Origin of the sequence: Paenibacillus sp. MZ04-78.2 (assembly GCF_024213375.1) — a bacterium.
Classification (GTDB): domain Bacteria; phylum Bacillota; class Bacilli; order Paenibacillales; family NBRC-103111; genus Paenibacillus_G.
In genome coordinates this window covers 317577-343277 of the sequence record NZ_JANAVJ010000001.1, presented here as the reverse complement: position 1 = coordinate 343277, position 25701 = coordinate 317577, and the positions used below count along the sequence as shown (strand labels likewise).

Annotated in this window: 26 protein-coding genes and 1 other RNA gene; 26 read left to right on the top strand and 1 reads right to left on the bottom strand. The window is 54.3% G+C overall.

The annotated features are described in order from the left end of the window. Window positions 1-96 precede the first annotated feature (96 nt). From NLX71_RS01580 to rnpB, 21 genes are all read left to right on the top strand, one after another. Complete coding sequence (locus NLX71_RS01580) at window positions 97-1491, top strand: NfeD family protein (RefSeq protein WP_254361741.1); 1395 nt, start codon at window positions 97-99, stop codon at window positions 1489-1491. A 57-nt stretch (window positions 1492-1548) separates the two neighbouring features. After that, window positions 1549-2541 carry a flotillin-like protein FloA gene (floA, locus tag NLX71_RS01575; RefSeq protein ID WP_254361740.1) on the top strand — a complete coding sequence of 331 codons (993 nt, stop codon included), beginning with the start codon at window positions 1549-1551 and terminating at the stop codon, window positions 2539-2541. 34 nt (window positions 2542-2575) lie between these two features. Next, window positions 2576-3079 (top strand): hypothetical protein, encoded by a 504-nt coding sequence (locus NLX71_RS01570; protein ID WP_254361739.1) that lies wholly within the window; start codon window positions 2576-2578, stop codon window positions 3077-3079. A 171-nt stretch (window positions 3080-3250) separates the two neighbouring features. Next, complete coding sequence (gene yqfC / locus NLX71_RS01565; RefSeq protein WP_254361738.1) at window positions 3251-3529, top strand: sporulation protein YqfC; 279 nt, start codon at window positions 3251-3253, stop codon at window positions 3527-3529. A gap of 21 nt (window positions 3530-3550) precedes the next feature. Continuing rightward, window positions 3551-4732 (top strand): sporulation protein YqfD, encoded by a 1182-nt coding sequence (gene yqfD, locus NLX71_RS01560; RefSeq protein WP_254361737.1) that lies wholly within the window; start codon window positions 3551-3553, stop codon window positions 4730-4732. 293 nt (window positions 4733-5025) lie between these two features. Continuing rightward, complete coding sequence (locus NLX71_RS01555; RefSeq protein ID WP_254361736.1) at window positions 5026-5988, top strand: PhoH family protein; 963 nt, start codon at window positions 5026-5028, stop codon at window positions 5986-5988. A gap of 20 nt (window positions 5989-6008) precedes the next feature. Next, on the top strand, window positions 6009-8294 hold the full coding sequence (locus NLX71_RS01550; protein WP_254361735.1) for an HD family phosphohydrolase: 2286 nt from the start codon (window positions 6009-6011) through the stop codon (window positions 8292-8294). After that, on the top strand, window positions 8291-8848 hold the full coding sequence (gene ybeY, locus NLX71_RS01545) for an rRNA maturation RNase YbeY (RefSeq protein ID WP_254361734.1): 558 nt from the start codon (window positions 8291-8293) through the stop codon (window positions 8846-8848). The genes NLX71_RS01550 and ybeY overlap by 4 nt, the downstream gene beginning before the upstream one ends. Next, on the top strand, window positions 8845-9543 hold the full coding sequence (locus NLX71_RS01540; RefSeq protein WP_254361733.1) for a diacylglycerol kinase family protein: 699 nt from the start codon (window positions 8845-8847) through the stop codon (window positions 9541-9543). The genes ybeY and NLX71_RS01540 overlap by 4 nt, the downstream gene beginning before the upstream one ends. A gap of 21 nt (window positions 9544-9564) precedes the next feature. Continuing rightward, window positions 9565-9981 (top strand): cytidine deaminase, encoded by a 417-nt coding sequence (locus NLX71_RS01535; protein ID WP_254361732.1) that lies wholly within the window; start codon window positions 9565-9567, stop codon window positions 9979-9981. Further along, window positions 9981-10895: a GTPase Era gene (gene era / locus NLX71_RS01530; protein WP_254361731.1), complete on the top strand. Its 915-nt coding sequence runs from the start codon at window positions 9981-9983 to the stop codon at window positions 10893-10895. The genes NLX71_RS01535 and era overlap by 1 nt, the downstream gene beginning before the upstream one ends. Window positions 10896-11054: 159 nt before the next feature. Next, window positions 11055-11198 carry a YqzL family protein gene (locus NLX71_RS01525; RefSeq protein WP_254361730.1) on the top strand — a complete coding sequence of 48 codons (144 nt, stop codon included), beginning with the start codon at window positions 11055-11057 and terminating at the stop codon, window positions 11196-11198. 52 nt (window positions 11199-11250) lie between these two features. After that, a complete protein-coding gene (gene recO / locus NLX71_RS01520; RefSeq protein ID WP_254361729.1) occupies window positions 11251-11997 on the top strand; it encodes a DNA repair protein RecO in 747 nt (248 codons plus the stop codon). A gap of 404 nt (window positions 11998-12401) precedes the next feature. Next, the gene (locus NLX71_RS01515; protein ID WP_254361728.1) at window positions 12402-13214 is read left to right on the top strand and encodes a pyruvate, water dikinase regulatory protein; all 813 of its coding nucleotides are present in this window, start codon (window positions 12402-12404) and stop codon (window positions 13212-13214) included. Window positions 13215-13315: 101 nt separating this feature from the next. Continuing rightward, window positions 13316-13777: a YaiI/YqxD family protein gene (locus NLX71_RS01510; protein WP_254361727.1), complete on the top strand. Its 462-nt coding sequence runs from the start codon at window positions 13316-13318 to the stop codon at window positions 13775-13777. Between the two features lie 40 nt (window positions 13778-13817). Further along, complete coding sequence (gene dnaG, locus NLX71_RS01505; RefSeq protein ID WP_254361726.1) at window positions 13818-15653, top strand: DNA primase; 1836 nt, start codon at window positions 13818-13820, stop codon at window positions 15651-15653. Between the two features lie 51 nt (window positions 15654-15704). Next, window positions 15705-16823: an RNA polymerase sigma factor RpoD gene (gene rpoD / locus NLX71_RS01500; protein ID WP_254361725.1), complete on the top strand. Its 1119-nt coding sequence runs from the start codon at window positions 15705-15707 to the stop codon at window positions 16821-16823. 127 nt (window positions 16824-16950) lie between these two features. After that, a complete protein-coding gene (locus NLX71_RS01495) occupies window positions 16951-17787 on the top strand; it encodes a hypothetical protein (protein WP_254361724.1) in 837 nt (278 codons plus the stop codon). A gap of 1 nt (window position 17788) precedes the next feature. Further along, window positions 17789-18553 (top strand): tRNA (adenine(22)-N(1))-methyltransferase, encoded by a 765-nt coding sequence (locus NLX71_RS01490; protein ID WP_254361723.1) that lies wholly within the window; start codon window positions 17789-17791, stop codon window positions 18551-18553. Then, the gene (locus NLX71_RS01485) at window positions 18529-19644 is read left to right on the top strand and encodes a Nif3-like dinuclear metal center hexameric protein (protein ID WP_254361722.1); all 1116 of its coding nucleotides are present in this window, start codon (window positions 18529-18531) and stop codon (window positions 19642-19644) included. Before NLX71_RS01490 ends, NLX71_RS01485 begins: the two co-directional genes overlap by 25 nt. A 70-nt stretch (window positions 19645-19714) precedes the next feature. Beyond that, an RNA gene (gene rnpB / locus NLX71_RS01480) (RNase P RNA component class A) lies at window positions 19715-20134 on the top strand. Window positions 20135-20207: 73 nt separating this feature from the next. On the opposite strand, the gene NLX71_RS01475 is transcribed toward rnpB, so the two are convergent. After that, window positions 20208-22076 (bottom strand): S8 family peptidase, encoded by a 1869-nt coding sequence (locus tag NLX71_RS01475; protein WP_254361721.1) that lies wholly within the window; start codon window positions 22074-22076, stop codon window positions 20208-20210. 220 nt (window positions 22077-22296) lie between these two features. Here NLX71_RS01475 and NLX71_RS01470 point away from each other — a divergent pair, with 220 nt between their 5' ends. The 5 genes from NLX71_RS01470 (at window position 22297) to NLX71_RS01450 (ending at window position 25611) form a co-directional block, all read left to right on the top strand. Next, entirely contained in the window at window positions 22297-22797 is a 501-nt protein-coding gene (locus NLX71_RS01470) for a YpuI family protein (RefSeq protein WP_090669823.1), read from the top strand. 87 nt (window positions 22798-22884) lie between these two features. Next, window positions 22885-24027, top strand: a complete 1143-nt coding sequence (locus NLX71_RS01465) for a glycoside hydrolase family 15 protein (RefSeq protein ID WP_254361720.1) — start codon at window positions 22885-22887, stop codon at window positions 24025-24027. Window positions 24028-24075: 48 nt separating this feature from the next. Then, the gene (locus NLX71_RS01460; protein ID WP_254361719.1) at window positions 24076-24285 is read left to right on the top strand and encodes a DUF1540 domain-containing protein; all 210 of its coding nucleotides are present in this window, start codon (window positions 24076-24078) and stop codon (window positions 24283-24285) included. 59 nt (window positions 24286-24344) lie between these two features. Then, complete coding sequence (locus NLX71_RS01455; protein WP_254361718.1) at window positions 24345-24764, top strand: MFS transporter; 420 nt, start codon at window positions 24345-24347, stop codon at window positions 24762-24764. Window positions 24765-24885: 121 nt separating this feature from the next. Continuing rightward, on the top strand, window positions 24886-25611 hold the full coding sequence (locus tag NLX71_RS01450; protein WP_254361717.1) for a lytic transglycosylase domain-containing protein: 726 nt from the start codon (window positions 24886-24888) through the stop codon (window positions 25609-25611). Window positions 25612-25701: the final 90 nt, after the last annotated feature.

Below are 25701 nucleotides of genomic sequence, written 5' to 3'. Positions count from 1 at the left end.
TTTGTTTTTTGTTTTGCAGTGTTGTGAATCAAACTTGCCGTTATTGCGTAGTACCACTTGAAAGCATTGCAAAACGTGCGAAAAGGAGGTCATCTTGTGGATTCACTCGGGAATAAGCGCTTAGCGCTGCTTTTTCGGCTTCCGCTTGTCTTTTTTCTCGCAATGGCGCTTCTGCTGTCCGCTCTAACCGGATTTCTGCCTGCGGAACCCGCAAGCGCCGAATCGTCGTCCTCGCCGCCGAAAGCTGCCCCGGTCGTCGTGATTCCGGTGCATCAAACGGTGGAGAACGGGCTGCAGACCTTTTTGCAGCGGGCACTGGAGGAAGCGCAATCGATGGGCGCCTATTACATCGTGCTGGACGTCGATACGCTTGGCGGCCGCGTCGATTCGGCGCAGGAAATCGGTCAACTGATCAAAAACAGCCCGGTTCCGACGATTGCTTACGTGCACGGCAAAGCCATCTCGGCAGGCAGCTACATTGCGCTGAATGCCGGCAAAATCGCCATGGAGCCGGGAAGCTCGCTCGGCGCGGCAGCCGTTGTGGACGGGGCCGGGAATGAAATCGAAAGCGTCAAAGTAGTATCGTATTGGTCCGGCCAGATGAAAGCCGCCGCGGAACTGCGCGGACGGAAGACGCAAATCGCCGAAGCGATGGTCGACAAAAACGTCGGCGTGTCCATGCCCGAGATTGGCCGAACGTTGCCTAAGGGCGAAATCCTGACGCTAACCGCGGAGGAAGCGCTTAAGGTGGGCTATGCGGAGAAAGTGGCCGCCAGCCTGCAGGAGGTCGTGCAGTTCATCGGCGGGGAAGAGCATCCGCTCGTCGCGCTGAAACCGAGTCTGGCTGAATCGTTCGCACGGTACGTGACCCAGCCTTGGGTATCGACGCTGCTGCTGATCATCGGGATCGCCGGCATCGCGATCGAATTGTTCGTCCCGGGCTTCGGTCTTCCCGGAATCATCGGCGTACTTGGCTTCGGTCTATACTTTTTCGGACATTATATCGCCGGATTCGCCGGGTTCGAGGAGATTACTCTGTTTATCGCCGGCATCCTGCTGCTGTTGATCGAGGTGTTCGTATCGAGCTTCGGGATTTTGGGTTTTCTCGGCGCTGCCTGCTTGATCAGCGGCGTCGTGCTTGCCGCTTACAGCACGAAAGCGGCCGCGATGAACCTGGGTATTGCTTTCGTCGTTGCGGTCGTCGTCGTCGCCATTGTCGTGAAATATTTTAAGCATCGCGGCGTCTGGAACCGGTTTATATTGCGGGAAAAGCTGACCGAAGACAAAGGCTACGTTTCCGCGTCGTCCCGCAGCGATCTGCTTGGCCAGTCAGGCAAGGCGGTGACGCCGCTCCGACCGGCCGGGACCGCGCTGTTCGGCGACGAGCGCGTCGATGTCGTCACAGTGGGGGATTTTGTCGAATCCGGCAAAACAGTCAAGGTTACGCATGTTGAAGGCGTCCGGGTCGTCGTACAGGAAGTCAAGGACTAGGCTGAACACGCCTTGCCGGTACGTCGATGGACTTACAACAAAGGAGGAATTTGTACGATGGATACATCCCTTATTTCAATTTTCTTGCTGGCAGCCGTCGTTATTATCGCGCTGTCCATATTTTTTACGTTTGTCCCGGTCATGCTGTGGATTTCCGCGCTGGCGTCCGGGGTGCGGGTCGGCATCATTACGCTCGTGGCGATGAGGCTGCGCCGGGTCATTCCGAGCCGGATCGTCAATCCAATGATCAAAGCGACCAAGGCAGGACTGGATTTAACCATTAACCAGCTGGAAAGCCACTTCTTAGCCGGCGGTAACGTCGATCGGGTAGTCAATGCGTTGATCGCGGCGCACCGCGCCAACATTCACTTGGAATTCGAGCGTGCGGCGGCGATCGATCTGGCCGGCCGCGACGTGCTTCAGGCTGTACAGATGAGCGTCAACCCGCGAGTGATCGAAACGCCGGTCGTCTCCGCCGTCGCCAAAGACGGGATCGAAGTGAGGGTTATCGCACGGGTGACGGTACGCACCAACCTCGACCGCCTGGTCGGGGGCGCAGGGGAAGAAACGATCATCGCCCGTGTCGGCGAAGGGATTGTCACCACGGTAGGTTCCAGCAGCTCGCACAAGGACGTGCTTGAAAACCCGGATATGATTTCCCGCACGGTACTGGGCAAAGGGCTTGATGCCGGTACGGCGTTTGAGATTTTGTCCATCGATATTGCCGATGTGGACGTAGGCAAAAACATCGGGGCGCACCTGCAAACGGAGCAAGCGGAAGCCGACAAGCGGATTGCACAGGCGAAAGCGGAAGAGCGCCGCGCAATGGCCGTTGCCCAAGAGCAGGAGATGAAGGCGAAGGTCGTGGAGATGAAAGCGAAGGTTGTGGAAGCCGAATCCGAAGTGCCGCTCGCGATGGCGGAAGCGCTGCGTGAAGGCAAGCTCGGCGTGATGGATTACATGAACCTTAAGAACATCGACGCGGACACGCAAATGCGCTCCAGCCTTGGCAAAATGAACGAGCCGGGCAAAGACGACGACAATGCCTGATAGCCTCCAGCCAGGCGGAAAGGCGGGATAACCGATGCGTACCATCTTGGATCTGATATTGAGCAACTGGTTTGTCGTCGTTATTTTGTATATCGTGTTAAGCAGCATCGTGAAAAAATTAAAGACCGGCGGCAAGGGCGGGCAAGGCGTTCCGCAGCCGCAGAGAAGAACGCCGAAAGACAGCATGCCGCCCTTCGGTGGCGACGGCTCCGGCTGGCCAGGCTCGGCGAAGCCGATGCCTAAGGCACAGCCGGTCCAAGCGCGTCCGGCTGCTCCAGGCGGCGTCCGTCCGCAGCTTGCCGAAATGGAGCCCCGCCGGTCGCAGCTGGCGCCTCTACCCGAGGATGTCGCTGCGGCTTCACCGGCGTCTGGGCAGCCATCTGCGGCCGCTGCAGCGTTTCCTTTCGCCAAGCCAAGGGGCTCGGGCGAAAGCACAGCCGCTGCCTTCGGCGGCCTGACGCCGCAGGATGCGGCGCGCGGTGTGCTGTGGGCCGAGATTCTCGGCCCTCCGCGGGCCAAACGCCCCTTCCGGCGTTAATCGTTCATACGAAGCGTCTTCCTTTCGGTCCCGGTTTCCGGGATTGGGGGGAAGGCGCTTTTTGTTGTGGCACGAGAGGAGCTCTGCCGCGTTCCAGGTCATATTTTCCAATTCCCGGCATAAGGTGTAAATAGCCGTGTTATGCTTTTGGGACTGCGGAGGAGGTTGCCTATGCGAAAGCTGACCCGCCGATTCAATCAATTGACCGCCAAATTACTCGACCTGCCGCAGGATGTCGTGATGGACTTGCCCCGGATAACCATGATCGGAAACCGGCAGCTTTATATCGAAAATCACCGTGGCGTATTGCATTTTTCCAACGAGGTGCTCAAGCTGGCGCTGACGACGGGGCGGGTTGAGGTGTACGGCTCGGAGCTTGTCATCCGCGCCATTTTGACGGAAGAAGTGTTCATCGAAGGCATGATCCGCGATATCAAATATATTCCGTAGCCCGGAAAGGAGAAGTCGATCGTGAAATCTTCGTATATCCAACGCCTGCGAGGCTTTGTTCGGGTCGAAGTAAAAGGCGGGCAGCTCGAAAAGCTGCTGAACCGTATGACGGAGCGGCAGATGGCTATCTGGGACATCCAGTATACGGCGGAAAATAAAGCCGAGCTGTCGATCACGATCCGCGACTTTTTCCGGCTTCGCCCGCTATTGAAGGAGACAGGCTCCCGCACCCGGATTCGCCAGAAACAGGGATTTCCTTTTTGGTTAGACAAGCTGGAGAAACGCAAATTTTTTGCTCTGGGCGTGCTTGCTTTTGTTATCGGAATCTATGTGCTGTCCTCGCTCGTATGGCATGTTCGCGTAGAAGGCAACGAGAAGCTGAGCCAGGAGCAGATACTGCAAGCTGCGAAGCAGCAAGGCATTTACAAGCTGCAGTGGAAATTCCGCTTGAAAGACCCGGCCGAGCTGTCCCGCGCGCTGCAACGGGAGCTGCCAGGCACCGCATGGGCCGGTGTGGAGGTAAGCGGGACGCATGTGATTATTAAGGTCGTCGAATCGACCGTGCCCGACACACCGCCGCTCCTTAGCCCGAGGCATCTGGTCGCTTCCAAGAGCGCATTGGTCACGGAAATTTTCGCAGAGAAGGGCAGGCCGCTTGTTAAGCCGAATACGTATGTGCGCAAAGGAGACATCCTGATATCCGGCATCATCGGCGTCGAGGCGAACCAGCAGAGTGTTGTCGCCGCGGGGAAGGTTAAGGGAATTGTGTGGTACAAGCCGACCGTCGAAGTGCCGCTTACGCTCCAGTACAAGACCTACACCGGCGAAACGAAAAACCGCTCGTACCTCGTCCTGGGCAGCCGCGGCCTTCAGCTAAGCGGCTACGGGAAAATTCCGTTCGAGCAATACGAAACGGTCTCCGAACGGAAAACGCTCAGCTGGCGTGGCTACACGGTCCCGATCGGATGGCTCAGCGAAAAGCTGCTGGAGGTGCAGATCGTCGAGCAGACGGTTGACCCGAAGGAAGCTTCGGAGCTTGGCATCGAGCAGGCCAAAGCGCAAATTTTGTCGGCGTTGGGCAGCGATTCGCGTGTCGTTTCGGAAAAAATTTTGCATGAAAAGGCGGAGAATGGTAAAGTTTATATGGAAGTACTTTTGGAAGTGGAAGAACCGATCGCAACCGAACAACCGATCGTCCCATAAAGACTACTGACGGAGCGGTTTACGGCCGGAAGGTTTTTTATTCATCAACTCAGTGCGGGCGGAGAGCTGCACATTGCTGCCGTAGAGTATGCTTTCGAAGCAGTTTTCCTTACGGAAAACTTGGAGTTTACGTTCCGCCTTTGAATTCGGATTCTCCCCGATCATTTATATATTCATAGAATCCGAATTCAAGAGCGGCCGGAGGCAGCAATGTCTTGCTCGCAGCACCGCGCCACTTGGGTGAATGAACCGCCTTCCCGCCGAAAACCCGGAGGAGAGATTAAGCCCTGTACATGGATCAACAGACCACCGCAAAAGTCACACTCAAAAATACGGCCGAAGCCCTCGCGCTCTTCGGGCCGCAGGACAAATTCCTGCACCTGATCGAGCAGCATACGCAGGCCGCCATCTTTACCCGCGAGGAAGAGATCGTCATCCAAGGCCAAGCGGCCGATACGGCGCGCCTTGAGCAGCTGTTCACCGTGCTGCTGGAACTGGTCCGCAACCAATACGCGCTGACGGAGCGGGATATTCATTACGCGATCGACCTGGCCAAAGAAATGAAGGCCGATCAGCTGCTCGATTTGTTTAAAGGCGAAATCGCCCTTACCCACAAGGGCAAGCCGATCCGCATTAAGACGATCGGGCAGAAGCAGTATGTCAACGAAATTAAGAAAAAAGATATCGTCTTCGGGATCGGACCGGCCGGCACGGGCAAAACGTACATCGCCGTCGTGCTCGCCGTCTCCGCGCTCAAGGAAGGCAAAGTGAAGCGGATCGTACTGACGAGACCCGCGGTCGAAGCGGGCGAGAGCCTCGGCTTTTTGCCCGGCGACCTGCAGGAAAAGGTTGACCCCTATTTGCGTCCATTGTATGATGCTCTTAACGACGTGCTCGGGCCGGAGCAGGTGCTCAAATCGCTGGAGCGCGGCCTCATCGAGATTGCTCCGCTCGCCTATATGCGCGGCCGGACGCTCGACGATTCGTTCATTATTTTGGACGAAGCGCAAAATACGACGCCGGAGCAGATGAAGATGTTTTTGACGCGCCTCGGATTCGGATCGAAGATGGTCATCACCGGCGACGTGACGCAGATCGACCTCCCGCGGGGCAAATCGTCGGGGCTGGTGGAGGCGCAGCGCATCCTTGCGAACATTGAAGAGCTTGGGTTTATCCAGTTTGCCGAGCAGGACGTTGTCAGACATTCATTGGTGCAAAAAATCATCATAGCCTATAATGAGGACAAAGAAGGCTGAGGAAGGGCTGACCTTTCGTCATGAACAACCGCGTTTCCATTCAAGGCAAATTTCAATACCGGCTTGCCGGCTGGAGATACAGCGCCATCGTGCGCTTTCTTCTGTTTTTAGCGCTTGCCGTCGTGTTTTACGTCGCTCTGCTGCACCGGATTGTGCCGCAGACGTACGACATTCAGTTGGGAAGCGTTACGGAGAAGGATATTCTGGCCCCCAGGGCGATTGCGAACGAAGTAGCAACGGAAAAAGCGAAGGAAGAAGCGGCCGCACGAGTGCAGCCGGTGTATAAGATTGCCTCGCTGCGCAACGAAGCGGCGATCGAGGCGATTTTTGAGAAGCTGCAGCAGATCAACAGCGATGCTGAGGTTTCCGTCGCGGACAAGGTCAATATTTACAAAACGGTCATTCCGACGATCATTCAGGACCATTTGGACCGCCAGACCAAGAGCTTCACGGATAGCGCTCAATACAATGACCTGTTGCTGGCGGAAATGCGCAAAAGCATCCGCGAGCAGCAGTACCGGATTCCGGAGGAATCGTTCTACAAAATTCCACGGCTCGCCAAAGAAGATCTGACCGCCATGGAACCTGTGGCGAAAGAGATCGTCGTCAAGTTGATGAGCGACCAGATTACGGATGCGCAGACGGCCAGAGTCAAGGTACCGGAATTGGTGAATTCTTCGACGCTGACCAAGAACAATGCGCGTGAGCTGGTTCAGGAACTCGTGCGGGCGGCGCTTTCGCCGAACAAATTTTACGACCAAAAGGGAACCGAGGAAGCCAAAGGACATGCGCGCGACAATGTCAAGCAAGTGATGATCAACAAAAATGAAGTGCTGGTTCCCAAGGGCGAAAAAGTAACGGAAGAACTGTATCAACGTTTGGCTTCGCTCGATTTGCTGAAAGACGAAGCCAGCTATTGGCCGAATCTCGGACTCTTTTTATTCATCGTCTTGTGCTGCCTGTTTTTGTATATGTATGTCAGACAAAGCTCGCTCCCGATCAATCAGAATAACGTTCAGTTGTTCATGTACGTGCTAATTGTCGTCTTAACGATTGCCGGGATGAAGCTGTTCTCGCTGCTGCAAAATTTGGATTACCCGTATATCGGCTACTTGGCCCCGACGGCGATGGCGGCCATGATGGTGACGATTTTGCTCAATTCGCATCTTGCTTTTGTGACCGCGGTCGTTTTGAGCGTCATTTCCAGCGTCATTTTTAACTCGGATCATCTGCAGTCGTTCGAATTTAAATACGGCCTGCTGACGCTGACCAGCTCATTTGCGGCGATTTTCTCGATCCAGCGGGCAAGTCAGCGCTCCTCGATCCTGAAAGCGGGAATGATGGTATCGCTGTTCGCTGTGGCGCTCGTATCCGCGCTGCTGCTGCTCGAAGATCACGAAACGAGAAAGAACGTGCTGTTTGCCGCTTCGTTCGCCTTGGGGAGCGGACTGCTAACCGTCGTGTTCGTTATGGGCCTGCTGCCGTTTTTCGAAGTCGCCTTCGGCATTTTGTCGCCGCTCAAGCTGGTGGAGCTTTCCAACCCGAACCATCCGCTGCTGCGCAAGCTGCTGACCGAGACTCCTGGGACCTACCATCACAGCATCATGGTCGGCAACTTGTCGGAAGCTGCGGCCGGCGCGATTGGCGCCGACGGATTGCTCTGTCGGGTCGGGGCCTATTATCACGATATTGGGAAGACGAAGCGGCCGATTTATTTTATCGAGAATCAGTCACATTCGGAAAACCCGCACGATAAAATCGAGCCGGCGCTGAGCAAATCGATCATTGTGGCCCATGCGCGCGACGGCGTCGAAATGTTGAAGGATCATAACATTCCGAAGCCGATCCGCGATATTGCGGAACAGCACCATGGCACGACCTTGCTGCAATTTTTTTATCATAAAGCGAAAAAGCTCGCCGAAGAACGTCAGGAGAAGCCGCCGGAGGAGACGGAGTACCGTTATCCCGGTCCGAAGGCCCAGACGAAGGAAGCGGCGATTGTCGGCATCGCCGATTGCGTTGAGGCGGCCGTCCGCTCCCTGCGCAATCCGACCGTCGAACAGATCGACTCGATGGTGCGCAAAATTATTAAAAACCGGCTTGACGACGGCCAGTTTAACGAATGCGATCTGACCATCAAGGAACTGGATCAGATCGTTAAGATTTTGAACGAAACGCTGCTTGGCATTTTCCACTCGCGAATCGAATATCCCGCGGATATGCCGGAGTCTAAGACGGCGGAGAAGCAGGGGAAAACGAAGCTCGAAGCGAAGATGTCCGAAACGAAGAAAGAGGTGAAGCCATGAGCCTGAAGCTTTCATGGAACAGCGATCAAACCGCTTACGAGATAACGCCGGCTCTCATCGAGAGGCTGGAAACGCTCCTTCGCCTTGCCGGCAAGCAGGAAGAGGTGCCGGATGGCGAAGTGGCGTTGACGTTCGTCGATGACGCGGCCATTCAAGAGCTTAACAAGCAGTATCGGGGACTGGATAAGCCGACGGACGTGCTTTCGTTCGCCATGCGGGAAATGGGCGAAGACGAGATCGAGATCATTTATGGCGACGACGGCTTCGAGGAAGTGGAGTACGAGGACGAGACGGGCGGAGAAAAGTCCGGGACGGCGGAGGACGATGATGGCGACGACGGATATGAAGAGCCGCTCGGCGATATTATCATTTCGGTGCCGCGGGCGATTGCCCAGGCGGACGAATACGGCCATTCCGTCGAGCGGGAGCTTGGGTTTCTGTTCGTTCACGGCTTTCTGCATTTGATCGGTTACGATCATCAGGACGAGGAAGAAGAGAAGGTCATGTTCGGCAAGCAGGAGCAAATTTTACAGCAGGCGGGATTGACGCGGTGAAGCAGCCGGTCAAATGGCAGCGCAGCTTTCGGTATGCTTACGAAGGCGTCAAATACGCCCTCGCGACCCAGCGGAACATGAAATTTCATTTTTTCGCCGCGTTGGTCATCCTGGCGCTTGCCTTGTTCTTCGGCTTGCCGAAGACAGATATTTTATTTATTTTGCTCGCTGTGACGCTTATGATCGTCACGGAATTGATCAACACCGCTGTGGAAAAAACGGTCGATCTGGCGATGCCGGACCTGCATCCGTTGGCGAAGATTGCCAAGGACGTGGCCGCCGCTTCCGTACTGGTCACGGCAGCTTTTGCCGCCGTAACGGGAATGATCGTATTCTTCGATCCGATCGAACGGCTTATTCAAACCGGCCGGGCGGGAGGTTACCCCATCACCGCGGGAGCGGTATGGATTTTACTTTGCTTGGTCATCCTGACAGTGATTGCGGTGCAGGCCCGCTTTTCCTCCAAAGGAAATGGGGTGAGGCCGAGTCTGCTGACGGCCGTCGCTTTTGCGGTCGCCGCTCTGATCGCCTGCCGGGTTCAAGATACGCTTGTCGCATTGCTGGGCTTTTTGTTGGCTACGGTACTGCTGCTGGCGCTTCACGACAATCGCAAGCGGCCTTTCGGCTCGCTGCTGCTCGGTGCGCTGCTTGGCGGATTCATTACGGTGCTAGCTTATTATTTATATTCCATGTAGGTTGCGAAAGGGGAGCTTCTCTTGGAAAAAACGGAATTGATCGCATTAGCCAGAACGGTGAGAGAGCAAGCATATACACCTTATTCCCATTTCAAAGTCGGCAGCGCTTTGCTGGATTCCAAAGGGCGGGTTCATCTCGGCTGCAACGTGGAAAACGCCGCCTACGGGCCGACGAACTGCGCCGAACGCACGGCGTTATTCCGCGCGATCGCGGATGGCGAACAGGCGAAGTCGTTCCGGGCCATGGCGGTTATCGGGGATACGCTTCAGCCGATTTCGCCTTGCGGCGTATGCCGGCAGGTGCTGGTCGAGCTGTGTCCGCCGGATATGCCGGTATATATGGCTAATCTGAAAGGGGATATCAGCGAGACGACCGTAGCCGAGCTGCTTCCCGGTGCATTCACATCTTTAGATTTGGACGGAGGAACGATTGATTAATGTCTTCGAATAGCAAGGCTGACTCTAAATTCAAATCCGGTTTTGTGGCGATTATCGGACGGCCGAACGTCGGCAAATCGACGCTGATGAACCAGGTAATCGGACAAAAAATCGCCATCATGTCCGATAAGCCACAGACAACCCGGAACAAAATTCACGGCGTCTATACGACCGACCAGACGCAGATCGTCTTTTTGGATACGCCCGGCATTCATAAGCCGCAATCGAAGCTCGGCGACTATATGATCAGAGCGGCTGAAGGCGCACTTAACGAAGTCGACGCGGTCCTGTTTTTGATCGATGTGGTAGAAGGCTTGGGCGGCGGGGACCGGTACATTATCGAGACGCTGAAAAAGGTGAAAACGCCGGTCATTCTGGTGATGAACAAAATCGACCAGATTCACCCGGAAGCGCTCCTGTCGGTCATTACGACCTATAAGGATTTGTACCCGTTTGCCGAAATTGTGCCGATCTCGGCGATGCACGGCAATAACGTCAATACACTTTTGGAGCAGGTCATCAAATTTTTGCCGGAAGGACCACAGTATTACCCGGCGGATCAAGTGACGGACCATCCGGAGCAATTTGTGTGCGCGGAGCTGATCCGCGAGAAAATCCTGCATCTGACCCGGGAGGAAATTCCCCACTCGATCGCGGTTGCCATCGAAGACATGCGCGTGGAGGCCAATGGTGTTGTTCATATCTCGGCTGTCATTTACGTCGAACGCGACTCGCAGAAGGGTATCATTATCGGCAAAAAGGGCGCGCTGCTGAAAGAAGTCGGACAAAAAGCACGGGCCGATATCGAAGCGCTTCTCGGTTCGAAGACGTTCCTGGAGTTGTGGGTCAAAGTGAAGAAGGACTGGCGCAATCAGGACCGGGTTCTGCGGGATCTCGGCTTCCGGCATGAGTAATCCGGCGTTCCGGCCTGATTCGATCAGGTTCCGCCGCGTTTAATCAACATTCTATGCAAAGAATACATGGCAGTTTTTGCAGAGCATACTTCGCATCGGATCGATCCATCCTAATCCTAGAAACAGGTTGTAGTCATGTCATCAAGGGGAGGATGTACCATGAAAGACTTTTCGTGGAAATACTTTTCAATGACCGGAGATGTGGATGCTTACCTGCTATACAAAGAAGTAAATACCCAGGACGGCGACGAGGCAGAGCCGGAGGAAGAGGGCGCCTTGGACGCCGCCGATTGGGTACAGTAAGTTTCGCCCAATATCAGGTTACCGGCGCGGTAACGCAGGGAGAGGCTGTAAGGTGCAATACAGAGTTCAAGGTATCGTCATCCGAAGCATGGACTACGGGGAAGGCAACAAAATTATTACGCTGTTTACCCGGGAACACGGAAAGCTGAGCGTCGTGGCCCGGGGCGCCAAAAAAGTGAAGAGCCGCTACGGATCTTCCGCCCAACTGTTTACGTGCGGAGACTACTTGTTTTTCAAATCCGGGCAGCTCGGCACGCTGAATCATGCGGAAATTATCGAGCCTTTTCATAAAATAAGGGAAGATTTGCACAAGGCTGCCCATGCTTCCTATTTGTCGGAGCTGACCGACCGGATGTTGGGCGATCAAGAGGGACAGCCTTTTTTATACGATCAGCTGAAAGCCAGTCTGCAAGCGGTCCAGGAAGACAAGGATCTGCAGATTATCGACCACCTGTACGAAATGAAAATGTTCGTCCTGGCCGGATATACGCCCGAGCTGGAGCAATGTGTCGTTTGCCGCGAGAAGGCGGAACCGTTTGCCATAAGCGTCGGCATGGGCGGAATGCTGTGCGAGCGCTGCAAGCTGCGAGACCCGCAGGCGATGCCGCTGACGCCCGGGGTATACAAGCTGCTGCGGTTGTTCATTCCAATGGATGTGCGCCGGCTCGGTCAAATCGATGTGAAGCCGCAGACGAAACAGCTGCTAAAGACGATTCTACGGGCCTACTTCGATACGCATGTCGGACTGAAGCTGAAATCGCGAGATTTTTTGGATCAAATGGACAAATACGGAGTGTAGCTAAAAAATTGACATGTTTTTACCCGAATGCACGAATGCTATTATAATATGATATACCCGCTAGAAAACCTCTTGTTAACGAAGTCTGAGCATGACTTTGTCAGCGGGGGTTTTTGCTGTCCGGGAAGAGAAGCTCTTTTTCTGGAGCGGAGCGTTTAACCAAAGTATTGAAACATTTTTCCTACTGCAACGTAGAGTAATTGAAAGGCCGATCTTTTCCTAATGGATCGGCCTTTGTCGCAGTCTGACAAAAGGGACTTCGGCCAAAATCTGACGTGCCGAGGAACCGGTACGGTCGCAAATGCACACGAAGCTGCGAAATTTGTGCGCAGATTGTACTGAAACCAGGGAACAGCAGCATAGCTCATCTCTGTAAAAAAAGCCAGGACGAAAGGCGGGTTCGCATGGAACGGACTGTTAAGCCGGTAGTGTTTGTAGCATCGGATTCAGCGGGGGAAACGGGAGAAGCGGTAGTTCGGGCGGCGGCCGTGCAGTTTCATCCCCAGCAGGTGGATATTCGCCGAATGCCTTTCCTGACTGATCCGTCGGATATCGACCGGATGATCCGGACGGTGATTGAGCGCAGCGGCGCGATCGTTTTTACGCTCGTCATTCCCGAGCTGCGGGATTATTTGATCGAACAGGCGGAGCGCTACAGGATTCCTTACATTGATCTGCTCGGTCCGATCATACGGACACTGGAGCAAACGCTGCATCAGGAGGCAAGGCATCAGCCGGGCATGATTCACAAGCTGGACGAAGATTATTTCAAGAAAGTGGAAGCGGTCGAGTTTGCCGTCAAGTATGACGACGGCCGGGATTTTAACGGGATTTTGCAGGCGGACATCGTGCTTGTCGGGGTATCCCGCACGTCGAAGACCCCGCTGTCCATGTATCTTGCACACAAGAAATTCAAGGTGGCCAACGTGCCGCTTGTCCCGGAAATTCAGCCTCCCGAGCAGCTGTTTACGGTTTCCGGGAAGAAGATCGTCGGTCTGCGGATCGACCCGGTCAAGCTGAATATCATCCGTACCGAACGGCTTAAGACGCTGGGCCTGCCGGGCAATGCTACTTACGCAAACACGGAGCGGATTCACGTGGAATTGGAGTACGCGGATAAGATTATGAAAAAAATCGGCTGTACGGTGATCGACGTTTCGAACAAGGCTGTCGAAGAAACGGCCAGCATCATCATCGATATGTACCGTTCGCGATAGCGGTCTATATTGAGAGAAGGAAGCAGGATTTTTTATCCTTTCATCGTATATAATATTACGGTAATGCTTTCAGTCTTGAATTTCACAGTCGGTGGGGAATTATGACATATAAAATTGTAGTAGATGCCGACGCATGCCCGGTGAAGACGGAAATTGCGCAAACGGCCTTACATTTCGGAATCCCGGTGCTGATGGTCGCCTCGTTCGATCATCGGCTGCAGCCGATGATCGGCGTCGATATCGTTCAAGTAGACCGGTCGGATCAGTCGGTAGATCTGTATATCGTCAATTGCATCGCGCCCGGAGATGTGCTGGTCACGCAGGATTTCGGACTGGCCGCTTTGGTGCTTGGCAAAAAAGCGCTGGCTTTGTCGAATCGCGGCCAGATCTACAATGAACGGACGATTGATTTTTTGCTGGAACGAAGGCACGAGCAAGCGAAACAGCGCCGCGGAGGCAAGCATACGAAAGGTCCCAAAGCGTTTACCGACGAGGATCGCCAGGCCTTTCTACAAACTTTGACAAAAGTTTTGTCGGGTTTGCAGGAGAATCGGGCAGAGTAGCGAATACCTATACGTGTTAATTTGAATGAAGGTGGATAGGATGAGTAACGGACGCATTCCCGAGCAAGTCATCGACGCGGTCTTAAAAGCCCACGATATTGTCGAAGTCGTCGGAAGACACGTTCATTTGACGAAGCAGGGACATTACCTCAAAGGTCTATGTCCTTTTCATTCAGAGAAGACACCTTCCTTTACCGTCACGCCCGAAAAGCAGATTTATCACTGCTTCGGCTGTGGGGCGGGAGGGAACGCCATCCGGTTCGTTTCGGAAGTCGAAGGGTTGTCTTTCGGTCAGGCGGTCCGCAAATTGGCCGATGAAGCAAAGCTCGACATCGGACTCGGGCCGCAGCAAGGCCAAGCCGAAACGAAGGAGCACGCGGACCGGGCGAAACTGATCGAAGCTCATGAGCTTGCCGGCAAGTTGTACGAATACCTTCTGCACAACACCGAGCAGGGCAAAGAAGCGAAGCAGTATTTGCACGCCCGGGGGATGACCGATAAGCTGATCGAAGCGTTCGGCATCGGCTATGCGCCATCGCGCTGGGATACGCTGACGAATCTGCTGGATAAGAAGCAGTTTCCGTTGCCCTTGGTGGAGCTAGGAGGGCTGATCTCGGCGAAGCAGGACGGAAGCGGGTATGTCGACAAATTTCGCGACCGCGTCATGTTTCCGATTCGCGATTGGAAAGGGCAGATCATCGCCTTCGGAGGAAGAGCGATGGGCAACGTACAGGCCAAATATTTAAATAGTCCGGAATCGATGCTTTTCCATAAGAGCCGTACGCTGTACAATCTGCATGCCGCCAGACCCCAAATCCGGAAAAGCCAGGAACTCGTATTGTTCGAGGGCTATATGGATGTCATTCGCGCTTGGGAGGCCGGGGTGCATAACGGCGTGGCGACCATGGGAACGGCGCTGACACCGGAGCATACAGAAGCGATTCGGCGTCTTGCGGAACGAGTGGTCGTCGCTTACGACGGGGACCATGCCGGACAATCCGCAGCCTATAAAAGCATCCCGCTACTGGAAAATGTAGGTTGCCATGTAAGAATTGCTATACTGCCGAACGGGATGGACCCGGACGAATATATTTCCGCTCACGGTTCTGAACGATTCGTACGGGAGGTTATCGAAACCGCCGTACCGTCGATCAAATATAAACTTTTTTATTATCGTAAAAATTATAAACTGCAGGAGGATGGAGAAAAGCTTCGCTACATTCAACAAGCGCTCCGCTTGATCGCAGGACTGACTTCACCCATTGAGAGAGAGCACTATGTGAGAGAGCTTTGTACCGAATTTCACCTAACGTTTGAATCCGCGATGCAAAATCTGAACGAGATCAGGCTCCAAGCCGAAAAAAAGGACCGTTCCGGGGATAATAAAGACAATTCGTGGAATAATGTTATGAATGACGGAAGGCTTCGCGCGCAACCCCCTTCGATGGTCCCTGCCTATCAGAATGCAGAGCGTCAACTGCTTGCCGTCATGATGCTGGACCGGGACATATCCGGTTATGTCGAGCGTCAACTGGGAGACGGGTTCAACATGGAAGCTCACGCGGCGCTCGCCGCTTACTTGTACGCCTACTACACGCAAGGATTCGAGCCCAACGCCAGCACGTTCATCGGCATGCTGCAGGATGACAAGCTTGAGAGCTTGGCTAGTTCCTTAACCTTAATAGACAATCGCAACGGTATTAACGATGCCGTAATCGACGATTATATCCGGCAAATCAAGAAGTACCCACTCTTGCAGACATTGGAACGAAAAAGAGAAGAAATCAAGCAAGCAGAACGTTTGGGTGATATTCCCAAAGCCCTGCAACTAGGCAGTGAGATTATATCCTTGGAAAAGCAGTTGAAATCATCCTGATTCGTCTTGACACGGTACCGGGGTGTATTCCAGGGAGGAGGGAGTTGGATTATGGCGAACGATCAACGTACGGAACTAGAGACAGAGTTGACGCTCGAACAAGTAAAAGAACAGTTGATCGAACAAGGCAAGAAACGTTCGGCAATTACGTACAAAGAAATTATGGAGAAGCTCGCGCCGTTCGATCAAGACCCGGAGCAAATTGATGAATTTTTTGAGCAAATTCAAGAGATGGGGATTGATGTCGGAAACGAATCGGACGATGACAATGAACTGACTCCGATGGAGCATGAACACGACGAGTTCCATTTTGATGACGATTTGTCCTTGCCTCCTGGCATTAAGATCAATGATCCGGTACGGATGTATTTGAAGGAGATCGGCCGGGTTCCGCTGCTTTCCGCAGAGGACGAGATCGGTTTGGCGAAACGGATCGAACAGGGCGATGAAGAAGCGAAACGACGTTTGGCGGAAGCGAACCTGCGTCTGGTCGTCAGTATCGCCAAGCGGTATGTCGGCCGGGGGATGCTGTTCCTCGACTTGATCCAGGAAGGCAATATGGGCTTGATCAAAGCGGTGGAGAAATTCGACCATATCAAAGGCTTCAAATTCAGTACGTATGCCACGTGGTGGATTCGTCAAGCTATTACGCGCGCGATTGCCGACCAAGCGCGTACGATCCGGATTCCGGTACATATGGTGGAAACGATCAACAAGCTGATCCGGGTATCCCGTCAACTGCTGCAGGAGCTGGGGCGCGAACCTACGCCGGAGGAAATTGCGAAGGAAATGGATCTCAGTACGGAAAAAGTGCGTGAGATTATGAAAATCGCGCAAGAACCCGTATCGCTCGAAACGCCGATCGGCGAGGAAGACGATTCGCACCTCGGAGATTTTATCGAAGATCAGGAAGCGCTGGCTCCAGCGGATGCTGCGGCTTACGAACTGCTCAAGGAGCAGTTGGAAGATGTCCTCGATACGTTGACGGAGCGCGAGGAAAACGTGCTTCGGCTGCGTTTCGGACTCGATGACGGCCGGACGCGGACGCTGGAGGAAGTCGGTAAAGTATTCGGTGTTACCCGGGAACGGATTCGCCAGATCGAAGCCAAGGCGCTGCGCAAGCTTCGCCATCCGAGCCGCAGCAAACGGTTGAAAGATTTTCTTGAATAAAGAGCTTGTCACCACGACCTTTCCGCCATTGCGGGAAGGTCTAATTTTTTGCTGGTTCCAAGCCGATGAATGAATTATGTATCCCATGTATTAAGCGACGACAGGCTTCGGAGGGAACATTAGAGCTATGGATGATAAAAAGAAAATGATTATCCGCGAAATTGAGCATTGGCGGCGAAGCAAGCTGCTGCCTGAGCGGTACTGCGACTTTTTGCTGAATATTTATTTGGAAGACAATCAAGAAAAGCCGGGAAGCTCCGGTGGATTGTTCGGAATTACAGCATCCAAAATAAGCGACAGCAATTGGAAAATATGGGTTCTTGTTTTGATTGTCGCATGCGCTTTTTCTTTTACTGTTCTTCATTTTAACGCTTTTCAATTACCAATGCAAATAGGGGTCTCGCTTTTGTTTCTCGCTTGCTGTTACGGCTATGGAGGGTACAAGCGGGATAAGGACCCGATGGGCTCGCAAATTTTGATCGGCATGGCTTCGTTGTTTTTGCTCTTTATCGGGGTTTATCTGATGAAACTCCACGGGATGCAATCGTCCGTTTTCGTCGTTACGTACGTGTTTCTATGCAGCTTGGTGTGGATTGTCACGGGCCTGCTTGCAAGGCACGTGCCGTTCCATCTCGGCGGTTGGGTAAGTCTCGTATTTTGCTACGGCTGGCTGCTGCATTATCAGCTGGCTTCGATCAGTTGGGTTACACTGGAGCTGAGCTGGGTGCCGCTCAGTATTCTGTTCTGCTGGATGGGATGGATGGTTCACGAGAAGAGCCGTCATATGGGATTGGTGTTCTTTTTGCTTAGCTTGATCGTTTGGTATATGCCTGAATTATATGGTATGCTGTATGCCGAGCAGTACGGTGAAATGACGCTGCAATGGATGCTGTTGGTTAAGATTGTGACTGAGGCTTCCTTACTGTTTGTATGGAGAAAAAAATGGACAGAATGGGTTGTCTGATATGATACGATTATCAAAACGATTGAGTAGAATTGCACAGGAGGTTCCTGTAGGCAGCCTTCTGGCGGACATCGGCTCGGACCATGCGCTGCTCCCCGCTTATTTGGCGAAACAGGGCACGATCGTACGAGGGATTGCGGGCGAGGTAAATCCCGGTCCGTACGACGCAGCCGTGAAGCAGGTGCGCGCATCGGGGCTGGAGAACGTCATCGACGTTAGGCAGGGCGACGGTCTGGCCGTCATCGCGCCGGGCGAGGCGGATGTCATTACGATTGCGGGGATGGGCGGAGTGTTGATCGCTTCGATTCTGGAAGCGGGAAAGGCGAAGCTGGAAGGCGTGCGCCGCTTGGTGCTGCAGCCGAATGTCGGCGAAGCGGCGGTACGAGAATGGCTGCTAAGTAACGGTTGGTTGTTGACCGGAGAGCATATTTTGGAGGAAGACGGGAAAATCTATGAAATTTTGACCTCGGTTCCCAGAGCGGAGTTCGGGGCAGACTCGGAATCGCTGTATGAACCGCTGACTCTGGCGAACGGAATAACCGCGGATCGCGCAGTTCTCCTGAGCATGGGGCCGTATTTGGTGCGGGAGGCTTCCGCCGTCTGGACGAAGAAATGGACTTATGAATTGGATAAGCTCCGTAAAATATGCGACAATCTGGCCGGGTCCGAAACGGAAGCGTCCCGCAGCAAGGAAGCGGAGTTTCGCGCCGAGATGAAACGAATCGAGGAGGTATTAGCCGCATGTACGCCAAAGGCCAAGCCGTAATTCAGTTGATGGAAGAACTCGCGCCTAAATCGTACGCCGTGGAGAACGATAAAATCGGGCTGCAAATCGGCACGCTGCAAAAGGAAATCCGCAAGGTGCTTGTCGCGCTTGACGTGACGGAAGAAGTGGTCGACGAGGCGATTCGCGAGCAAGCCGATTTGATTATTGCACATCACGCTGTCATTTTCCGTCCGCTGCCGCACATTCAGACGGATACGCCGGCAGGCCGGCTTTACGAACGGCTGATCAAGCACGACATCGCCGTCTATATCGCCCATACGAATCTGGATGTTGCCGAAGGGGGAATCAACGACATGATGGCGGAAGCGCTCGGCCTGACCGATACGCAGCCGCTTGACGAAGTACATACCGATAAGCTGAAAAAACTCGTCGTCTTCGTGCCGACGACGCACGCCGAGACAGTACGCCAGGCAATGTTCGAAGCGGGAGCGGGCGGTATCGGCCGCTACAGTCATTGCAGCTTCAATATCGAAGGCGTCGGAACGTTCAAGCCGGAAGAAGGTACGAACCCGTTTATCGGCCAGCCCGGGAAGCTGGAGACGGCGCAGGAAATACGCGTCGAGACGATCGTCCCCCAGAGCGTGGAACGCAGAGTCGTGCAAGCGATGCTGAAGGCGCATCCGTATGAGGAAGTCGCTTACGACCTGTATTCGCTCGATTTGAAGACGCGCACGTTCGGGCTTGGCCGCGCCGGAAAGCTTCCGCAGCCGGTAACGCTGCAAGAGCTGTGCGAGCAGGTCAAGCAGGCATTCGATGTGCCGATGCTGCGTGTCGTCGGCGATCTCACGCGGACCGTGCGCAAAGCGGCCGTGCTCGGGGGATCGGGCAGCCGCTACGTGAAGCATGCGCAATTCGCAGGAGCGGACGTGCTAATCACCGGCGATATCGATTATCATACGGCGCATGACGCCTTGGCTGTCGGTATCGCGCTGATCGATCCGGGACATAATGTGGAGAAAATTATGAAGCGCGGCGTCGCCGACCACCTGCGGCGGAAGCTGGAGGAGCGAAAGTGGGCTACGGCGGTCACTGCTTCGCAAATCGATACGGAACCGTTCCGATTCGTGTAATTTGCCGGAATTCGGCAGTTGAGTTTTGCTCCGATTCCTTGTATACTAGCAGATGCATCTATTGCAAAAGAAAGTTTGACAGACAATCGCTGGTGGCGTTCGCCACGAGAGGAAAGTCCGGGCTCCATAGGGCAGGATGCTGGATAACGTCCAGTCAGCGCGAGCTGAAGGCTAGTGCCACAGAAACGGACCGCCGATGGCCGTGCATGCGATCTTCGAACGCCGCCGGCACAGGTAAGGGTGGAACCGTGGTGTAAGAGACCACGAGGAGCTATGGTGACATCGTTCCTGGTAAACCCCATTTGGAGCAAGACCTAGAGGAACGCACGTCCCGGAAGGGACAGTCTTTGCCCGAGACGCGTTCGGGTTGGTCGCTTGAGCCGTTCAGCAATGGACGGCCTAGATAGATGATTGTCGCTTCAATGGTGGCAGGGTGGCACCCGCTACGACCACTGGAAGCACAGAACCCGGCTTACGGCAAACTTTCTTTCAGCTGCTTACGCAATAGAGCTTTATACAAAAAACCGCCTCAGGAGGCGGTTTTTTGCTTTTTCATCCATTATTTATTCCCGTCTAAACCAGCGCTGCATCCAGTCCGGCCATCCCGGCTGCGGAGCCGTCTCGGTTGGGGCGCCGGCCGCTTGGCCGGAAGTTTTCGGTTCCGCTGCCTTGAGCGCGGCGACCACGTCGATCAGGCCGTGACCGAAATATTTGTCTTTCCCGGATGGCCCCAGATCCATCGCCGTTTCCTTGATGATCCGGGCCACTTCCGTATTTTTCAGCTTCGGATTGACCGAACGGATGAGCGCCGCCAGCGCCGTAACGTGCGGACTGGCCATCGAAGTTCCGGACAGTGCCGCATACTGGTTGTTCGGATACGTGCTGGCGATATTGACGCCCGGGGCGGCTACGCCGACATAGTCGCCGTAGTTGGAGAAGGCTGCCTTCTGCTTTTTGGCATCCACCGCAGCCACGCCGAGCACTTCCGGATAGGCGGCCGGGTAACCGGGACGTTCCGTGTTATCGTTGCCGGTAGCGGCAATCAGGACGACGTCGCGGTCGTAGGCATACTTGATGGCATCGTGCAGGAACTGGGCGTCGGCATAGTTGCCGAGGCTCATGTTGATGACCTTGGCTCCGTTATCCGTTGCCCAAATAACGCCCTGCGCAACGGCATAAGTGCTGCCTGCGCCGCTGGAATCAAGCACTTTGACCGGCAATACGCGGTTATACCAGCTCATGCCGGCGACGCCCAAGTTGTTGTTCACGACGGCCCCGATGACTCCGGCCACATGTGTGCCGTGTCCGACGTCGTCGACGGGTCTGGCCCCGGGCTGGATCGCATTGTAGCCGGCCATCAGATGGCCTTTCAAGTCCGCATGGTTCACATCGACCCCGGTATCGACGACTCCGACGATGACATCCGTCGATCCTTTGGAGACGTTCCAGCCGGCCTCCGTTTCGATCTGCGGTAAATTCCATTGGTACCGCCGATATAGCGAGTCGTTCGGTGTAATTACCGCTGCCGAATTTGGGAACTGAACGGGCGCAATTTCGTTCGTCAAGTAAAGAAAATGCGGCTCGGCATAATCGATGTCCCATTTCCCGAAATACCCCATGAGCTGCTTGGCTTCCATGCCCGGCGATTCGAAGACGTAAGTATAGCCGAGCTTGTTGACATGGCCTCCACCAATTTCTTGCCGGATACGGGCAAGGTCGTTCTCGGAAGGCTGCTGCTTGAATTTGACGACGACTTGATTCGTGTGATAATGGCTCGTTCCCTGGTTGTCTTCAGGGTGGCGAACCTGCACGTTCTGAAGCGATTTCGAATCGACCGATTCGATTTTGTAGCGGCCTTCCGCCGGGTACGGCTCGATTCTTAAATTCTTCTTCTGGTGATTGGCCACCTGAGCGAGAATTTGCTGGCGCACGGCGCCCACAATCCCCGATGCGCCATCCGCTGCAGGAACGCCAAGAACGAAATACGTGCTGCCGTTCGCTTGAAACGGCGGGGATTGATACGTCTTTCCGCCGTCGACCTGCCGCTTCGCTTCTTCCATGTAAGGCCGCGAAGCTTTTGCCGCCGCCTCGTTCAGTGGGCCTGCTGCGATGCATTGGTCCAAGCTTTGGTCCCGTTTAGTCCTCACCAGACGCTCCATATGCGGATGCTCGGCTTGGGTCGCTTGCAGCGTTTCCTGCGCTTTGCCGTCCGCTTGCGTATGCATGTCCTGAACGACACGGTGCAATTCCAGACTGCACTGATTGCGGCTCAATTCGTCCGTGCGGGCCACATCCTGATTCAGCATCGTTTGCTTCATTTTCAGCTCGGCGGCAGGCGTAACCGTCTCGGGTTTGGGGGCCTGATCGCCACGGGGGAAGAAAAGCGCTACCCCGGCAATAACAAGAGCGATCGATAAAGCGTATTTCCACATGGGCTGTTGCCTCCTGATCGGAACAGTGTGTACGTCAAATAGAATCCCCTTCGCGGACGGTTTAAAAAGCAGCAAAGTTATCCAAAAAGGAGCAGTCCGAAACAAAGGAATTCTGGATGTTTTTCATATTACTTTTACATGTGTTTTATGGTACGATGGTATCGAGAAGGTCGTTTTGCCCATACGTTCTGTTTTTTAAGTTGAGGAGGTCTTTTAAGCGATGGCAGTATTCCATGTAAAAACACTTTGTGAAACGACAAGGACCAAGCTGAGCGAGGCAATCGCCAAAATGGAACAATTCCTGAACGGACATTCTTTGCAGCAGCTGAATACCGATAATGACGAAGCGATGGAAGAATTTTATAAAGGTTATTTAACCGATACGAGACATTTGTTAGTGTTCTGCGAGGTGGCGTACGAGAAGCTCGGCGTGGCGCTGCGCCGTCCGAATTTTAACGTGGATTATGCTGAAAAAGTGCTTTACGACGTTTACCATAGCTGCGTGAACAGCTTCTTTTATCCGAAAAATGAATGCTATTCCGAAGACGGCCGTTATGCTTATACCGGTCAGGACGCCATCCGCTTCCGTAAAAAGCCTGTACGCGACGTGCGTGACTTGACGATTGAGCTGTCCAAAATGTTTGAAACGCTGCGCGAAGATTTGGCTTATTACGAAACCGACTATATTACGCAAAAACGGATGCAGGGCGAGAAAGTATAATTCGTCCGATCCGAGACATATTGTGAAGAGATGCTTCGATTCGGGCATCTCTTTTTGTTTAATGAAATGAAAGGAAGGGGTCCTCTGATGCGGCCAAAGATGAATGAGGAAGAGCTGGTGCAGGCGTCCATACGGTTGATCCGGCTAAACCAGCACCCGGAAGGGGGATATGTGGCCTGTCCGCTTTTTGCGCACTATGCCTACGGCTGGTTAAGAGACGGCAGTTTCGTCGCATACGCCATGGATATGGCGGGAGAGCACGACAGCGCGGCTTTATTTTATGACTGGGCCAACCGGATTATCGCTTCCAAGCAAGGTCATATCCGCTATTTGACGGACAAGCAAGCCCGAGGGGAGCACGTGGCGCTTCACGAATTTTTACATACCCGTTATCATCTGGACGGCCGGGACGAAACAAGCTCGGAATGGGGGCATTTCCAGCTGGACGGCTACGGAGCGTGGCTGTGGGGGGTGACGGAACACCTTCGCGCGGTCGGATCGGACCGGATTCCGGATTCGTACCGAATGAGCGTTGATGTTGCGGTCGATTATTTGCGCGCGTTTTGGCGGTATCCGAACTTCGATTGCTGGGAGGAGTATGGCGAGCGTGTGCACCCTTCGACGCTGGCCTGCATTTATGGCGGGCTGGAAGGAGTTGCCCAGCTGGACGGCAATGCGGAGCTGCATCATGTATGCTCGGAAATAAAAGAGTTCCTGCTGCAGCATGGCGTACATTCGGAAAACGGTCATTTTGTCAAAAACATAACGCCAGTCCCCCAAGGGGATTCCGCCGCTTACGTAACGGGCGATGCCGGAGTGGACGCGAGTCTGCTGTGGCTGGCGGAGCCGTTCCGCGTATTCGATCCGCAGCATCCGGTTATGCGGAAAACGATCGAAGCGATCAAGAATGAACTGCGCTCAGAGAACGGGGGCGTCCGACGTTACGCAACCGATACCTACTACGGAGGAGGAGAGTGGCTGCTGCTGGCGGCTTGGTACGGATGGGTCCAACTGAGGTTGGGTAACCGGGAGGAAGCCGTACGCTCGCTGGAGTGGATCGCAGCGCGGGCGGACGAATTGGGCCGGTTGCCGGAGCAGGTGAGGCGGCCGCATGGCAGCGAGGAAGCCTATGACGATTGGGTCCGCCGCTGGGGGCCCCCGGCAACGCCGCTGCTGTGGTCGCATGCGATGTTTATGGTGCTATATTACAAGCTGCGGGCCAAGGCCTAGAGTATATCCCCTTTTCGGTGCGGGAAAGCTGAGAAAGGGGTGATTACGATGCCAGCTGTCAAATGCAGCGTCGCCAACTGCGAATATTGGGCGCAGGGAAACAATTGCAACGCCAGCACGATTATGATCGAGATCGACAAACATGCGGACGTCAAGTATGACGCCGAGTTTGGAGCCGAGTTCGAAGATCATCAAGACCGGGCTGCGAGCTCGCAGAACACCTGTTGTCACACCTTCGAGCCGAGAAAATCGAAATAAAGCATCGTTTTTCCGGAAGTGTCAAGCGTTCATTTCTCTCAGGAAGGGAAGGGGACCAAATGAAACGGAAGCTCGGAAGACATCCCGGTTCGGTTCGGGATGACAGGTCGCTGCGGAAATTCAAGCACGAGCAGCTGCGAAGGGAAACCGGCCGCAAAACGCACGACGAATTCGCTGCGGAGATCACTTATCCCGGCGGCGGTTCACGGCAGGAGAGATCCCGCATAACGCAGCCTGTGGCCGTAACGGAAAACGGTACGGTGGAAAAGGCGGACACGTCTTACCGCTGGCTCGGATACACGGCGCTCGTGCTGTCTATTCTGGCGTGGTTTCTTTATCCGGCGCTGCTCGGCTCGACGTCAGCCCTGTTAGGGCTGTTTGCTTATATGCTGGGCGAGCGTTCGCTGGGCACATGGTCGATCATTATCGGTTTGATCGCGCTGGCTGGTTATTTCATTTTGGTTCCTCTATACGCTTGAGGCGGAGACGGCAGGCCGGCAACCGGTCTGCCGTTTTTCTTTAGAATTTTATAGTGGCTGAGTCGCCCAAAAAAGTGTACAATGGGAAAAGAATCCCGGTACAAGGAGACTTCCGCAACCGATGAACTTATCGACAAAAGCTATCGATCCCTATACGATGAAAGAGCTGCTCCAGCTTCAGGTGATGAACCAATTAAGCTTGCTAACCTCCGGCAGAAATTCCGTTACCACGCAAAGCGATAATACGGACTTTGCCTCCATATTGAACGGGCTGTTGGCCGGCGTGGATTCGTCTTCGCCCCAGAGTGCGGGTGGCATCTCCGCAGGAGCCAGGCTCGTCCCCGGACAAGCTTGGGGCCCGGCTACGCTAAGCGGGTTATCCGCCGCTTCTGAAAGCGGGCTTACGAGGAAGTTCGCCCCGGCTTCGAAGCCGTCGGCCTATGAACCGCTGATTCAGGAAGCCAGCCGCCGCTTCGGCGTTGAGCCCAGCGTAGTGAAAGCGGTCATCGATGCGGAGTCGTCGTTTAATGCCAACGCCGTTTCCGGTGCGGGAGCCAAGGGCTTGATGCAATTGATGGATGCAACCGGTCAAGGGCTGGGAGTGGACAATCCGTTCGACCCGGCGCAAAACATTCACGGCGGGACCCGATATTTATCCAACCTGCTCTCCAAATACGGCGGCAGTCTGGGTACTGCACTCGCCGCTTACAATGCAGGACCTACAAGGCTGGATCGGCTCGGCATTCGAAACGATCAGGAATTAGCGGAAAAGCTGCATCTGCTGCCTGCCGAAACCCAGCAGTACGTGCGCAAAGTGTTGGCGTTGAAAGAGCACTACGAGGTATGAAACGAGCGAGACCAATCGTAGGCACTCCGTTTGCGGGGGCCGACCATTGGTCTTATTTTCTTCCCGGACCAAGCAGAGACTACGACAAAG

Bases quoted from the DNA above. Each gene is read 5' to 3' on its own strand.
- era (WP_254361731.1), top strand. From the start codon at position 9,981: ATGTCTTCGAATAGCAAGGCTGACTCTAAATTCAAATCCGGTTTTGTG.
- ybeY (WP_254361734.1), top strand. From the start codon at position 8,291: ATGAGCCTGAAGCTTTCATGGAACAGCGATCAAACCGCTTACGAGATA.
- NLX71_RS01570 (WP_254361739.1), top strand. From the start codon at position 2,576: ATGCGTACCATCTTGGATCTGATATTGAGCAACTGGTTTGTCGTCGTT.
- NLX71_RS01465 (WP_254361720.1), top strand. From the start codon at position 22,885: ATGCGGCCAAAGATGAATGAGGAAGAGCTGGTGCAGGCGTCCATACGG.
- NLX71_RS01475 (WP_254361721.1), bottom strand. From the start codon at position 22,076: ATGTGGAAATACGCTTTATCGATCGCTCTTGTTATTGCCGGGGTAGCG.
- NLX71_RS01550 (WP_254361735.1), top strand. From the start codon at position 6,009: ATGAACAACCGCGTTTCCATTCAAGGCAAATTTCAATACCGGCTTGCC.
- NLX71_RS01485 (WP_254361722.1), top strand. From the start codon at position 18,529: ATGTACGCCAAAGGCCAAGCCGTAATTCAGTTGATGGAAGAACTCGCG.
- NLX71_RS01495 (WP_254361724.1), top strand. From the start codon at position 16,951: ATGGATGATAAAAAGAAAATGATTATCCGCGAAATTGAGCATTGGCGG.
- NLX71_RS01490 (WP_254361723.1), top strand. From the start codon at position 17,789: ATGATACGATTATCAAAACGATTGAGTAGAATTGCACAGGAGGTTCCT.
- yqfC (WP_254361738.1), top strand. From the start codon at position 3,251: ATGCGAAAGCTGACCCGCCGATTCAATCAATTGACCGCCAAATTACTC.
- NLX71_RS01450 (WP_254361717.1), top strand. From the start codon at position 24,886: ATGAACTTATCGACAAAAGCTATCGATCCCTATACGATGAAAGAGCTG.
- rpoD (WP_254361725.1), top strand. From the start codon at position 15,705: ATGGCGAACGATCAACGTACGGAACTAGAGACAGAGTTGACGCTCGAA.
- NLX71_RS01510 (WP_254361727.1), top strand. From the start codon at position 13,316: ATGACATATAAAATTGTAGTAGATGCCGACGCATGCCCGGTGAAGACG.
- NLX71_RS01455 (WP_254361718.1), top strand. From the start codon at position 24,345: ATGAAACGGAAGCTCGGAAGACATCCCGGTTCGGTTCGGGATGACAGG.
- NLX71_RS01515 (WP_254361728.1), top strand. From the start codon at position 12,402: ATGGAACGGACTGTTAAGCCGGTAGTGTTTGTAGCATCGGATTCAGCG.
- floA (WP_254361740.1), top strand. From the start codon at position 1,549: ATGGATACATCCCTTATTTCAATTTTCTTGCTGGCAGCCGTCGTTATT.
- NLX71_RS01470 (WP_090669823.1), top strand. From the start codon at position 22,297: ATGGCAGTATTCCATGTAAAAACACTTTGTGAAACGACAAGGACCAAG.
- dnaG (WP_254361726.1), top strand. From the start codon at position 13,818: ATGAGTAACGGACGCATTCCCGAGCAAGTCATCGACGCGGTCTTAAAA.
- NLX71_RS01525 (WP_254361730.1), top strand. From the start codon at position 11,055: ATGAAAGACTTTTCGTGGAAATACTTTTCAATGACCGGAGATGTGGAT.
- NLX71_RS01555 (WP_254361736.1), top strand. From the start codon at position 5,026: ATGGATCAACAGACCACCGCAAAAGTCACACTCAAAAATACGGCCGAA.
- NLX71_RS01460 (WP_254361719.1), top strand. From the start codon at position 24,076: ATGCCAGCTGTCAAATGCAGCGTCGCCAACTGCGAATATTGGGCGCAG.